The sequence below is a fragment of the Nonomuraea sp. NPDC003201 genome, from assembly GCF_053590415.1.
This window is the reverse complement of sequence record NZ_JBSFTC010000314.1, coordinates 1-11,967: the sequence shown is the minus strand read 5'-3', so window position 1 is coordinate 11,967 and position 11,967 is coordinate 1. Positions and strand designations below refer to the sequence as shown.

Annotated in this window: 14 protein-coding genes; 6 read left to right on the top strand and 8 right to left on the bottom strand. The window is 68.5% G+C overall.

All coding sequences use genetic code 11. The features are described 5' to 3' along the window. Positions 1 to 253: 253 nt before the first annotated feature. Positions 254 to 1,228, top strand: a complete 975-nt coding sequence (locus ACWDX9_RS51525; protein ID WP_449969018.1) for a L,D-transpeptidase — start codon at positions 254 to 256, stop codon at positions 1,226 to 1,228. A gap of 68 nt (positions 1,229 to 1,296) precedes the next feature. Here ACWDX9_RS51525 and pcrA read toward each other — a convergent pair whose 3' ends face one another. Continuing rightward, a complete protein-coding gene (gene pcrA / locus ACWDX9_RS51520) occupies positions 1,297 to 3,546 on the bottom strand; it encodes a DNA helicase PcrA (RefSeq protein WP_449969016.1) in 2,250 nt (749 codons plus the stop codon). 95 nt (positions 3,547 to 3,641) lie between these two features. Here pcrA and ACWDX9_RS51515 point away from each other — a divergent pair, with 95 nt between their 5' ends. Continuing rightward, on the top strand, positions 3,642 to 4,361 hold the full coding sequence (locus tag ACWDX9_RS51515) for a PIG-L deacetylase family protein (protein WP_449969013.1): 720 nt from the start codon (positions 3,642 to 3,644) through the stop codon (positions 4,359 to 4,361). A gap of 6 nt (positions 4,362 to 4,367) precedes the next feature. Here ACWDX9_RS51515 and ACWDX9_RS51510 read toward each other — a convergent pair whose 3' ends face one another. The 6 genes from ACWDX9_RS51510 to ACWDX9_RS51485 form a co-directional block, all read right to left on the bottom strand. Further along, positions 4,368 to 4,799: a PIN domain-containing protein gene (locus tag ACWDX9_RS51510; RefSeq protein WP_449969010.1), complete on the bottom strand. Its 432-nt coding sequence runs from the start codon at positions 4,797 to 4,799 to the stop codon at positions 4,368 to 4,370. Beyond that, the gene (locus tag ACWDX9_RS51505; RefSeq protein ID WP_364243537.1) at positions 4,793 to 4,993 is read right to left on the bottom strand and encodes a type II toxin-antitoxin system VapB family antitoxin; all 201 of its coding nucleotides are present in this window, start codon (positions 4,991 to 4,993) and stop codon (positions 4,793 to 4,795) included. Before ACWDX9_RS51505 ends, ACWDX9_RS51510 begins: the two co-directional genes overlap by 7 nt. Before the next feature lie 220 nt (positions 4,994 to 5,213). Next, the gene (locus ACWDX9_RS51500; protein WP_449969008.1) at positions 5,214 to 5,897 is read right to left on the bottom strand and encodes a CPBP family intramembrane glutamic endopeptidase; all 684 of its coding nucleotides are present in this window, start codon (positions 5,895 to 5,897) and stop codon (positions 5,214 to 5,216) included. A gap of 238 nt (positions 5,898 to 6,135) precedes the next feature. After that, positions 6,136 to 6,393: a WhiB family transcriptional regulator gene (locus ACWDX9_RS51495; RefSeq protein WP_192790004.1), complete on the bottom strand. Its 258-nt coding sequence runs from the start codon at positions 6,391 to 6,393 to the stop codon at positions 6,136 to 6,138. A 101-nt stretch (positions 6,394 to 6,494) separates the two neighbouring features. Beyond that, entirely contained in the window at positions 6,495 to 7,130 is a 636-nt protein-coding gene (locus tag ACWDX9_RS51490) for a neutral zinc metallopeptidase (protein WP_449969006.1), read from the bottom strand. A 5-nt stretch (positions 7,131 to 7,135) separates the two neighbouring features. After that, positions 7,136 to 8,545, bottom strand: a complete 1,410-nt coding sequence (locus ACWDX9_RS51485) for a glutamate--cysteine ligase (RefSeq protein ID WP_449969004.1) — start codon at positions 8,543 to 8,545, stop codon at positions 7,136 to 7,138. A gap of 541 nt (positions 8,546 to 9,086) precedes the next feature. Between ACWDX9_RS51485 and galE the strand changes: the two genes are divergently transcribed. From galE to ACWDX9_RS51465, 4 genes are all read left to right on the top strand, one after another. After that, positions 9,087 to 10,064 (top strand): UDP-glucose 4-epimerase GalE, encoded by a 978-nt coding sequence (galE, locus tag ACWDX9_RS51480; RefSeq protein ID WP_449969001.1) that lies wholly within the window; start codon positions 9,087 to 9,089, stop codon positions 10,062 to 10,064. A gap of 59 nt (positions 10,065 to 10,123) precedes the next feature. Next, the gene (locus ACWDX9_RS51475; protein WP_449968998.1) at positions 10,124 to 10,570 is read left to right on the top strand and encodes a MarR family winged helix-turn-helix transcriptional regulator; all 447 of its coding nucleotides are present in this window, start codon (positions 10,124 to 10,126) and stop codon (positions 10,568 to 10,570) included. After that, entirely contained in the window at positions 10,567 to 10,710 is a 144-nt protein-coding gene (locus ACWDX9_RS51470; protein WP_449968995.1) for a zinc ribbon domain-containing protein, read from the top strand. Before ACWDX9_RS51475 ends, ACWDX9_RS51470 begins: the two co-directional genes overlap by 4 nt. 104 nt (positions 10,711 to 10,814) lie before the next feature. Beyond that, positions 10,815 to 11,165 (top strand): VOC family protein, encoded by a 351-nt coding sequence (locus ACWDX9_RS51465; RefSeq protein WP_449968992.1) that lies wholly within the window; start codon positions 10,815 to 10,817, stop codon positions 11,163 to 11,165. Positions 11,166 to 11,172: 7 nt separating this feature from the next. On the opposite strand, the gene ACWDX9_RS51460 is transcribed toward ACWDX9_RS51465, so the two are convergent. Beyond that, a partial coding sequence (locus ACWDX9_RS51460; RefSeq protein ID WP_449968990.1) for a hypothetical protein occupies positions 11,173 to 11,967 on the bottom strand: 795 nt, incomplete at its 5' end.

The following is an 11,967-nucleotide window of genomic DNA, read 5'->3' as shown; positions in this document are numbered from 1 at the left end:
CCTCCCCCGTCCCCCCGCCCCCCGCCCCGCGCTCCCGGCACCCGGCACCCGGCACCCGGCACCCGGCACCCGGCACCCGGCACCCGGCACCCGGCACCCGGCACCGCGTCGGGCGCGGGTTCCCCGTGGGGAGGGGGTTCATCCGTGCAGGTTTGGAACGTTACGGGATAGTTATCGTTGGTACGCCCACAAAACTCCCGCCTCAGTTGTCACACATAAAGGAGAAAAAGCACATATCCCAGGAGTAGCCCCCTTGAATCGCGTCCCCCGGATGCTGCCGGTCCTGGTCGCATTGGCCGCCATGACGGCCTGTGCGGCGGAGAACGTCCCCGTTCCGCAAACGCAGCAAGCCTCGGTGGTCCGGGCCGCCGGCGCGGTGAGCGTCACGGCCCCGGACGAGCCGGACAAGCCCGCAAAAAAGGTCAAGCTCGATATAGCCGACATCACCCCGATGGGGGAGGAGTCGGAGAAGGTAGGCGTCGGCTTCCCGATCATCGTCACGTTCGACCGCGACGTGAAGGACCGGGCGGCCGCGGAGGCGCTGCTGGAGGTGGAGGCGGAGAAGCCGGTCGACGGCGCCTGGCGCTGGGTGTCGGCGCGCAAGGTCATCTACCGGACGAAGACGTACTGGAAGCCTCACCAGAAGGTCCTCTTCACCGCCCGCCTGTCGCAGCTCCCCGGCAACACCGGTGCCAAGGACGTCTCCCGCCGCTTCGCCGTCGGCACGTCGCAGATCTCCGTGGTCAACACCCGTAACCACCAGATGAAGGTCTACCGCGACGGCAAGCTGACCAAGAAGATCCCGATCAGCGCAGGCAGGGGCGGGCTGATCAAGAACGGCGTGGACGTCTACCTCACCACCAGCGGTGTTCACCTCACCATGGGCAAGAAGGCCGTGGAGACCATGACCTCCTCCTGGATGGGCGTGACGGATCCCAAGGATCCGCGCTACTACAAGGAGGAGATCCCGTGGGCGGTCCGCATCTCCGACAGCGGTGAGTACGTGCACCAGAGCGCCGGCTACTACCAGTTCCTCGGCCGCTCCAACCAGAGCCACGGCTGCGTGCGGGCCACCCCCGCCGGAGCCAAGTGGTTCTACGGCATCGCCCAGCGCGGCGACGTCGTCAAGATCACCGGTACGAAGCGCAAGCTGCAGTGGAACAACGGCTGGAGCTACTGGCAGCTGAACTGGACCCAGTGGAAGAAGGGCAGCGCCCTGAAGGGCTGACCCCGTAAGGACATCAGGGCCGCTCTCCCAAGGCCAGGGAGGGCGGCCCTGCGGCCGTCAGGGGCCGGTCAGAGCTTGTCGATGGGCGCGTACGCCAGCAGCAGCGTCTTCTCCCCGCCGCTGCCGAAGTCGATCTTGACCTTGGTCTTCTCCGCCACCCCGTCCACGGACACCACCGTGCCCAGCCCGAACGCGTCATGCGTCACCCGGTCGCCGGGCGCCAGCGAAGGCACCTTCCGCCCGCCGGTCTTGGCGGGCGGGCGGGCGGCGGGCTCCTTGCGGGTGGCCGCGCTCCAGGCGGACTTCTCCGGATCCGTACGCCAGTCGATGAGCTGCCCCGGCACCTCGTTCACGAACCGCGAGGCCGGGTTGAACGCCGGCGCCCCCCAGGAGCTGCGCACGGCCGCCCGCGTGATGTAGAGCCGCTGCTGCGCCCTGGTGATCCCCACGTACGCCAGCCGCCGCTCCTCCTCCAGCTCCTTGGGCTCCCCGAGCGAGCGGATGTGCGGGAACACCCCGTCCTCCATGGCCGTCAGGAAGACGACGGGGAACTCCAGCCCCTTGGCGGTGTGCAGGGTCATCAGCGTGACGACCCCCTGCCCGCCGTCGGCCTCGGGGATCTGGTCGGCGTCGGCCACGAGCGACACCTGCTCCAGGAACTCCACCAGCGTCCCCTCCGGATTGGCCTCCTCGAACTCGGAGGCGACGGAGATGAGCTCGTTGAGGTTTTCCAGGCGCGACTCGTCCTGCGGGTCCTCCGACGCCTCCAGCTCGGCGCGGTAGCCGGTGGCCACCAGCACCTCCTCGGCCAGCGCCGACGGCGGCATGCCCTCGGCCTTGGCGATCAGCTCCTCGAGCATCGCGACGAACTCGCGTACGGCGTTGAGCGAGCGCGTGGCCATCCCGTACGCCTCGTCGGCCCTGCGCAGCGCGTCCCAGAACGGGATGCGCTCGCGCGACGACAGCGCCTCGACCATCGCCTCGGCGCGGTCGCCGATGCCGCGCTTGGGCACGTTGAGGATGCGGCGCAGCGAGACCACGTCGGCCGGGTTGGCCAGCACGCGCAGGTACGCCAGCAGGTCCTTGACCTCCTTGCGCTCGTAGAAGCGCACGCCCCCGACCACCTTGTACGGCAGCCCGGTGCGGATGAAGATCTCCTCGAACACCCGGGAGGCCGCGTTGGTCCGGTAGAAGACGGCCACCTCGCCCGGCTTGACGTCTTCCTCGTCGCTGAGCCGGTCGACCTCCTGGGCCACGAACATGGCCTCGTCGTGCTCGTTGTCGGCGACATATCCCACGATCTTGGGCCCGTCGCCCTGGTCGGACCAGAGGTTCTTGGGCTTGCGCGACTCGTTGCGCGCGATGACCGCGTTGGCGGCGGCCAGGATGTTCTGGGTGGAGCGGTAGTTCTGCTCCAGCAGGATGGTGCGCGCGTCCGGATAGTCGCGTTCGAACTCCAGGATGTTGCGGATCGTCGCGCCGCGGAAGGCGTAGATGGACTGGTCGGCGTCGCCCACCACGCACAGCTCGGACATGTCGGAGCCCGTCCGGACCAGCTCGCCGTCGGTCGTGCGCAGCTCGGGATGCCCGACCAACTCCCTGATCAGGATGTACTGGGCGTGGTTGGTGTCCTGGTATTCGTCGACCAGCACGTGCCTGAACCGCATCCGGTAGTGCTCGGCCACGTCGGGGAAGAGCTGGAACAACGTCACCGTGTTCATGATGATGTCGTCGAAGTCCATCGCGCCGGCCTCGGTCAACTTGAGCTGATAGGCCTTGTACGCCTCCGCCAGCGTCTTCTCCAGGTGCGAGCCCGCCTTGTCGAGCGCGGTCTCGTAGTCGATCAGCTCGTTCTTGAAGTTGCTGACCTGGGCCGAGAAGGAGCGCGGCGGGTAACGCTTGGGATCGAGCTCCATCTCCCTGCAGACCATGGCCATGAGCCGCTGCGAGTCGGCCTGGTCGTAGATCGAGAAGCTCGACGGGAACCCCAGCCGCTTGGCCTCCCGCCGCAGGATGCGCATGCAGGCGCTGTGGAACGTCATCACCCACATCGCCCTGGACCGCGGGCCGACCAGCTTGTCGATGCGCTCCTTCATCTCGCGGGCGGCCTTGTTGGTGAAGGTGATCGCCAGGATCTCGCCCGGGTGCACCTCGCGCTCGGCCAGCAGGTACGCGATGCGATGCGTGAGCACCCGCGTCTTCCCGGAGCCCGCCCCCGCCACGATGAGCAGCGGACTGCCATGATGGATCACGGCCTCGCGCTGCTGAGGGTTGAGGCCGTCGAGCAGAGGGTGGTCAACAGAGACTTGGGTCGGCACCTATCTAGGTTAGGACGCCCCACCGACAATCGGCGCCCGGAATGCCTTCGGCGGAGGGCCGGTTGTCTTTTCGTAGAACTTCAGAAAGGGGAGTCATGCTGCCGGAAGCCGAGATCAACCGGGTCCTCGTGGTGACCGCCCATCCGGACGACGTCGACTTCGGCGCGGCGGGGAGCGTGGCGCTGTTCGTCGACAAGGGCGTCGAGGTCACGTACCTGCTGGCCACGGATGGCGATGCGGGCGGCAACGAACGTACGTTGGACAACTCCGGCATGGCCGAGCTCCGCAGGACCGAACAGCGGGCCGCCGCCAAGGCGGTCGGCGTCACCGACGTGCGGTTCCTCGGCTACAAGGACGGGCTCGTGGTGCCCTCGATCGAGCTGAGGCGCGACATCTCCCGCGTGATCCGTCAGGTCAGGCCGGACCTGGTCATCACCCACCACCCCGATCGCAACTACCACAACGTCGCCCCCAGCCACCCCGACCACCGCGCGGTGGGCGGCTCCGCCCTGGACGCCGTCTACCCGGACGCCCGCAACCCCTACGCCTTCCCCGAACTGGTGCGGGAGGAGGGCCTGGAGGCGTGGACCGTACGTGAGGTCTGGCTGACGGGCGGCTCGACCCCCAACCACTGGGTGGACGTCACCGAGGCCATGGACCGCAAGCTCGCGGCCTTGCAGTCACATGTGAGCCAGGTCGCCCACGTGGAGGGCTTCGTCGACTTCGTCAAGACCCGCTTCGCCGCCTGGGCCGACCAGGCCGGCTTCGCCTCGGGCCACTACGCGGAGGCCTTCCAGGTCGTCCCCACGGGCTGACCCTCCCTAGGGCACCGACCCTGGGGACACGACCCAGAGGGAGGGCTGGCCGGTGACCTCGGAGATGACGTCGAAGTCCCGGTCGTAATGCAGGATCGTCGCCCCGTGCACCTCGGCACAGGCGGCGATCAGCAGGTCGCTCGGTCCGACGGCCCGGTGGTGCGATTTGCGCGCGAGGATCGCCTGGACGTCCAGCGCCCGGGCGGCCGCCTCCTTCTCATGGATGGACAGGAGGCGGAAGCCCTCGCGCAGGTAGTGGGCGTCGCGCTCGTAATCCGCCGGGTCACGCGCGCTGAAGAGGACCTCGAGCTGCGTGACCTCACAGATGGCCAGCATCTTGTCGAGCATGAGCGGCTCGAGTGCGCGGTGGACCGCCGGGTGCGGCATGCGTGCCAGTGCGCTCTTGTCGATGAGGTAGACCACGCCGGTGGCTACCACGCATGCTTCATGATCTCCGGATCCAGAAGATCGGAATAGTCCCGGGTACGCCAGTATTCGAACGCTTCGCGACGCTTTGCCCTTTCGGCGATCTCCTCCAGGGCCGCGTTCACCGTCTCCTTCATGGTCGAAGTCCCCAACTCGTGCTGGGCGACCTCCAGTAGCTCCTTGTCGATGTCGATTACCGTACGCATGCAACACCACCTCCGTGCCTCCATCGTATATCAGAACTTGTGATCTTGATATACGCATTCCCCGACTGCGGGAAGCGCGCGCTGGAGACGTTAAAGCATCGAGGTGGGACGTTCATGGAACGCTCCAATCGAAGGTGAAGGATCTTCCCCCTTCGGGTCAGGAATCCTCATCCTCGGCTGATCAAAGATCCACCGGAGTGCCGGAAATGCTCACGTTCCGTCACTTTCGCTTGGCGGCGAGGCGGGCGAAGAGGTAGCCGAAGGAATTGGTGGCCAGGTGCAGCATGGCCGGGGTCAGGAGGCCGCCGCGGCGCCGGAGCTCGCAGAACAGCACCCCGGCCGCCGCCGTGGACACCACGCTCCCCGCCACCACCCGTGCCGTGTCCAGGCGGGCCGGGGAGTCGCCCGACGTCAGGGCGCCGAGGGCGGGGTTGGCGTGGGCCATGTCGATGGCCGGGAGGATGTGCCAGAGGCCGAACAGGGACGACGAGATCGCCGTGGCGGCCACCGTGCCGTGATCCTTGCGCAGCATCGCGTACAGGGCGCCCCGGAAGCCCACCTCCTCCAGCAGGACCGTGCCCAGCGGGACCTGGAGCAGGGCCTCCTCCAGGACGCGGGCGCGCGAGAGCGACAGGGCACGCTCGTCGCGGAAGAGCTGCCTGGTGCGGGGGTTGGCGATGCCGACGGCGTAAACGGCCGCCACCGCCGCCGCCAGCGCGCCTCCCGCCACGGCGCCGCGCCGGCCGTGCTCGAACCCGAGCTCCTTCCACGACAGGCCGGACCTGCGGGCCGCCGCCACCAGGGCGGCGGTCGCGGCGGCCGAGGTCAGGGGGGCCAGGCGAGGGGCCACCTTGTTGTTCAGGAGGTTGGCTGCGGCGAGGATCGCGATCGAGCGGAGCAACACCCTTGCCAGGCTACGTCGCCCACAGCATCTTCGCCCACGCACTCCACCCACGCCCACGCACTCCACCCACGCCCTCGGCTCCGCCCACGCCTCGCACTCCACCCACGCGCCCGGCTCCACCCACGCGCCCGGCTCCGCCCACGTACTCCACCTACGCGGTCAGCTTCGCCCACGTACTCCACTCACGCGGTCGGCTTCGCCCACGCCTGGCTTCGCCCGCGGCGCCGGTCGGTCGGGGTCAGGAGGCGGCTGGGCGGCGCCAGCCTGTGGGGAAGCGGCTGCGGCGGCGCTCTTCCGGGGTGAGGCCGCCCCAGATGCCCTCCGACTCGCCTGAACGTAACGCGTACGCGCGGCACTCCTCGATGACCTGGCAGCGCGCGCAGACCGCTTTGGCGCGGGCCTCCTGCAAGGGGGTGGGGGCGAGGGGGAAGAAGAGGTCAGGGTCGCTGGATCTGCACGCACCCCTTCGCAGCCAGCCGATCTCCTCCAATGGCATGGGTCAACGGTAGAGCGTGGGCATGATCAGATACATCATCCTCTGGGTTGACCCGCGAATACATCCTGGGGTCCGATCCGCGCCCCGCGTGTACGCCCCGGTCAGCACGCGTTCACGCCGTCCCGATAACCGGTCGCGAACGACGTCTGGCGCTGCTCGGCCGTCCCGTGAGCAGACGGGTTCAGCCAGTCGTCCGTCGGGTCGCCCGCCGCCTCCAGGCTCGTGAGCAGCTCGTCCTCGTCGCCCGGTTGCGTGTTGAGCACGCCCGAGCGCACGAGCGCCGAGAGGGTCCCGCCCGCGTAACAGTCGGCCTGGAGCTCCATTTGTACGTTGAGCTGGAAGTTCGTCTGGAGCTGCGCCTGGATCGCGTGCCCGAACTCGTGGGGAATGATCACGTAGACCGACCCGTCGCCCATCTCGTTCCAGAGCGACTCCATCCAGGTTTGGTCAAAGGCGATGAAGTGGCCGATGGGGCAGTAGAAGGCGTTGTTCGGGACGGCGGGCTCGTTGCCGCAGCTGGGGCCGGAGTTCCCGGAGTAGGGGACGAAGTCGGAGATAGGCCGATAGGTCCGCCCGCTCTGCTGGAACTGCTGGGTCCAGAACGCCTCCGTCAGCGTACGGGCGGTACGCACATCGTCCTCGAACGAGTCGGCCCCCTGAGTGTCCATGGACGGCCGCCTGGTGAGGCCGCAGGCGCCGACCAGGAGGACCAGGGCGACGATCAGAATGCGCTTCACGGGCTTCACACGTCCCAAGTGTGGACGGGCTCATTGGTATGCATCCGCTCGATGTACCCGAGCATCATGGACCGCAACGCCTCGTGCCGGTCCCCGGAGACTTCTTCGTGCGCGCGCACGCGTTCCACCTGCCAGCTCGCCCCCGTACGGCCGGTCAGGCAGCGCCCCTCGATGATGCCGAGCAGCCGGTCGGCAACGGGACCGTCCACGCCCCACCTGGCCAGCCCCTCGCGCGCCATGGGCAGCAGGCGCCGCAGGATCAGCTCGGCCGCCGGCACCTCACCCATGCCCGGCCAGTACAGCCGCGCGTCCAGCCCGTGCCGCGCCGCCGCGCCGAGGTTGTCCTCCGCCGCCTGGAACGACATCTGGCTCCAGATCGGCCGCTCGGTGTACGGCAGCACGCGCATCAACCCGTAGTAGAACGCCGCGTTCGCCGCGATGTCGGCCACGGTGGGCCCGGCGGGCAGCACGCGGTTCTCCACGCGCAGGTGCGGCACCCCGTCCACCACCGCGTACACCGGCCGGTTCCACCGGTAGATCGTGCCGTTGTGCAGGGTCAGCTCGTGCAGGTGGGGGATGCGGCCCTGTTCGAGCTCGGTACGGGGGTCCTCGTCCTCGCACAGGGGCAGCAGGGCCGGGTAGTAGCTGACGTTCTCCTCGAACAGGTCGAAGACGCTCGTGATCCACCGCTCCCCGAACCACACCCTCGGCCGCACTCCCTGCGTCTTCAACTCGGCCGGCCGCGTGTCCGTGGCCTGCTCGAACAGGGTGATCCTGGTCTCGCGGTGCAACTCCTTGCCGAACAGGTACGGGGAGTTGGCCGCCACCGCCACCTGGGGCCCGGCGATGGCCTGGGCCGCGTTCCAGTGCGAGGCGAACGCGTCGGGGCTGACCTGCAGATGCAGCTGCACGCTCGTGCAGGCGGCCTCGGGGGCGACGCTGTCCGCGTGGGTGTCCAGGCGCTCGACGCCCTCGATGGCCAGGTGCAGGTCCTCGCCGCGGGCCGCGAAGATCTGCTCGTTGAGCAGACGGTAGCGAGGGTTCGCGGAGAGCGTGCCCTCGCCGATGTCCTGCTCGCGCAGGGTGGGCAGGATGCCGATCAGTACGAGGTGACCGTCCTGGGAGCGGGCGCGTTCCTCGGCGTGGTTGAGCCGCGTCCTGACGTCGTCCTCCAGGCGGAGCGCGCCGTCGCCGCCCAGCTCCTGCGGCTCGATGTTGATCTCGATGTTGAACTGTCCCAGCTCCGTGGCCCAGTCGGGCTGCTCGATCGCGGCCAGCACCTGGGCGTTGCGCATGGCCGCCTCGCCGTACGCGTCCACGATGTTGAGCTCGATCTCCAGGCCGGCGAGGGGGCGCTCGATCTCAAAGCGGGACTCGCGCAACATCTGGGCGAAGACGTCGAGGCATCGATACACCTTTTCCCGATATTTCCGTCGGTCGTCCCGGCTGAAGACGACGCTTGGCACGTCTCTGCCCATATCAGGAAATGTTGCACGCCAACACCAGACCCAACAAGCCCAGACCACCACCCGTTTCCGATACCGCGCCAGCCGGGCAGCCCTGGCCCCCTTGCTCCAGTGGCGCTCCTCCCCGGGGGTGGTGGGGCTCCTGGAGGGTGGCGGCGAGGTCGGGTGCGGGGGCGGTGCGGCTATGGAGTCGGGATGTGCCTCCGGGGCCGCAGCGAGCGAGGGTCAGGCGGTGCCTGACGGGCGAGTGCTACGCGAGATGTGGCGGGCGAGTCTTGAGCGGCGGCGCATCGAGCAAGGCCCGGGGTAGGCGTACCGAGCGAGGCCGGGACGGGCGTACCGAGCGAGGCCGGGACGGGCGTACCGAGCGAGGCCGGGATGGGCGCATCGGGGGAGGCCCATGACGGGGTGTGGTGGGCGAAGTTGGGGGCGGCGGGGTGAGTGGGCGGGAGCCAGCCGTACAAGATGATTATGGGTTTAGGGTGCTGGGATGCGTGTATTGATTACTGGCGGGGCGGGATATATCGGGAGCACGGTCGCGTCGGCGTGCCTCGATGCCGGGATCGAGCCCGTCATTCTCGACAACCTCGTCACGGGCAGGCGCGAGTTCGCGAAGGGGCGGGCGTTCTATGAAGGGGATATCAGCGACGGTCCACTGATTGACAAGATATTCGCGGAATATCCGGATATTGAGGCCGTAGTCCACTGTGCCGCGCTCATCGTGGTCCCCGACTCCGTCGCCGACCCCATCGGCTACTACCGCGCGAACGTCACCAAGAGCCTCGAGTTCGTCGATCACCTGATCCGCAACGGCTGCACCCGGATGATCTTCAGCTCCTCCGCGTCCATCTACCGCACGGGTGACGACCACACGGTGAACGAGGACTCCCCCCTCGACCCCCAGAGCCCGTACGCGCGGACCAAGGCGGTCTGCGAGGCCATGTTCGCCGACATCGCCGCAGGCCGCCCGATCAGGATCCTCTCCCTGCGCTACTTCAACCCGATCGGCGCCGACCCCGAGATGCGCACCGGTCTGCAGCTGCGGCGGCCCAGCCACGCCCTCGGCAAGATGATCGAGGCGTACGAGGACGGCATCCCCTTCCGGATCACCGGCACCGGCTACCCGACCAGGGACGGCACGGGCATCCGCGACTACGTCCACGTCTGGGACCTGGCGACGGCGCACGTGGCGGCGCTGCGGCGGTTCGACGAGCTGGACGTCGATGCGATCAACCTGGGCACCGGCGCCGGCACCACCGTCCGCGAGCTGGCCGAGGCGTTCAACCGCGTCGTCGACCGCCCGATCGAGGTCGTCGAGACCGACCCGCGCCCCGGCGACGTGGCAGGCGCCTACACCCGCAGCGACCGCGCCCGCCGCCTGCTGGACTGGCGGGCCCGCTACTCCGTCGAGGAGGGCATCAGGCATTCGCTCGAATGGGCGGGTCTGCGGGAGTCCCGGCTCGGGTAGACCGCCGTCCTGCGGCGAAGTACAGTTCGTACACGAATAGTTCGTACACGAAAGAAGTGATGGAAGAAGCGGAGGCGGCCCGCGAGGTCGCGCGGCTCTACCCTGCGATCTACCGGCGGTTCAAGGCGTCCAAGCGACCGATCGCGGCCGGGCTGACCGCCAGGATGCACGCCGTGCTCGGCCACCTGCAGGCCGCCGGGCCGCTCACCCTGAGCGAGCTGGCCGAGCACCTGCAACTGTCCAAGGCCGCGACGACCGAGCTGGTCAACCGGGTCGAGGAGCGCGGCCTGGTGGGCAGGATCAGGGACGAGCGCGACCGGCGGCGGGTGTTCGTGTGGGTCACGGACGAAGGGCGGGCGGCCTTCGCGGCGGCCACACCACGGGTGCTCGAGGACGACCTGCTGGCGCGGGCCGTACGTCAGATGACGTCACAGGAGCGCGACGGGCTCGTCACGGGGCTCCGGGCGCTCCTCAGGGGCGAAGACCCAGGAGAGGACGAGCCGTGAACTGTCAGAGCTGCGGGATGCCCATGCGGACCGCCGACGACCACGCCCCCGGTCACCCGGACAGCACGTGGTGCCGGATGTGCGCCAAGCCGGACGGGACGCTGCAGGACTTCGACGAGCGGTTCGAGCGCATGGTGTAGTGGCAGACCCAGCGCACGGGCCAGGCCAGAGCCGTGGCCGAGGAGGCCACCAGGGCCTACATGCGCTCGATGCCCGCCTGGCGCGACCACCCGAGGCTCGCGTCATGAGGATCCTCGGCGTCGACAACATCCTGGTCGGGGTCGCGGACCTGGCGCGGGCCCGGGAGTTCTACGGGGGTGTGCTGGGGTTGGAGGAAAGGTTCGCGACGGGGGAGCTGGCGCTGTTCTCGATCGGGGAGGAGACCCCGGGGCTGCTGGTACGGGTCCAGGAGGGCGGGCCGGGCTCCATGCGCGTATGGCTGGAGGTGCCCGACGCCCGCGCGGCGGCCGATGAGCTGGGGATCGAGCCGTTCGAGGTGTTCACGGGCTGGACGGTCGAGATCGCCGACCCCTGGGGGAACGTCATCGGCCTGACCGACTACACGAAACAGCCTCACCTGGCCCGCGCGGGCTGAGGACGCCTTACCGGGAGGCGAGCGCCTCGTTCGGGAGGATCTGCAGTTCCTGCAGAATCCCGTCAATGACCTCTTCGGAGCTGGTCACCAGCTCCTCGGGCGGAGCTTTGATCGTCACCTTGTGGCCCCAGCCGCTGTAGCGGGCGTCAACCGTTTCCAGCGAGCCTGAAGGTTCTTTCTGGCTGGTGGAGAAGCGGCTGGGCAGGCCGGAAGAGCCGACGCTCAGCCGATAGTCCACCCCAGGGCCGTAATAGCTCCTGGTGAGCTTTCTCGCCTGCTCGATGGTGAGCGTGCCCCGGTAGAGGCCGCCCGTGCTGGACTTCGCGTGCGAGAGCAGGCCTTTCAACTGCGCGGGCCGGAAGAGGTCGACGGGGTGATAGCTGACGTCCGCCTTGCTCGCCTTGCCCATGCGCACCCAGGTCTTGCCTTCGGGCAGCTCCTTGAATTCGTCGCTCTGGAAGTACATCTGCTTCCCGACGGTCACGGCACGGAGGGTGAACTTCTTCGAGTGCTCCACGAAGCGCAGGGTCACATCAGAGGCGACGACCCCTGACTTGCCGAACTCGAAGATGCCGGTCATGCGGAGGGTATCCGGCTTCTTCCCCTTGGCCACCGTTCGGCCCAATTCGGAGATCTTCACGCCGTGCCCAGGCACGAACTGGCTCTTCAGCGCCTTCACCGGATCAGGGGCCGCCGCCTGCGCCGGTGCGGCGGTGACCAGCGCCGTGGCGGCCACCGCCGCCGCCAGAACTCGCTTCATGCGCATCCTTAGAGAGGAGAAAGCCTCCTCCCACCCAGCGGG

Bases quoted from the DNA above. Each gene is read 5' to 3' on its own strand.
- galE (WP_449969001.1), top strand. From the start codon at position 9,087: ATGCGTGTATTGATTACTGGCGGGGCGGGATATATCGGGAGCACGGTC.
- ACWDX9_RS51515 (WP_449969013.1), top strand. From the start codon at position 3,642: ATGCTGCCGGAAGCCGAGATCAACCGGGTCCTCGTGGTGACCGCCCAT.
- ACWDX9_RS51505 (WP_364243537.1), bottom strand. From the start codon at position 4,993: ATGCGTACGGTAATCGACATCGACAAGGAGCTACTGGAGGTCGCCCAG.
- ACWDX9_RS51465 (WP_449968992.1), top strand. From the start codon at position 10,815: ATGAGGATCCTCGGCGTCGACAACATCCTGGTCGGGGTCGCGGACCTG.
- ACWDX9_RS51475 (WP_449968998.1), top strand. From the start codon at position 10,124: ATGGAAGAAGCGGAGGCGGCCCGCGAGGTCGCGCGGCTCTACCCTGCG.
- ACWDX9_RS51495 (WP_192790004.1), bottom strand. From the start codon at position 6,393: ATGCCATTGGAGGAGATCGGCTGGCTGCGAAGGGGTGCGTGCAGATCC.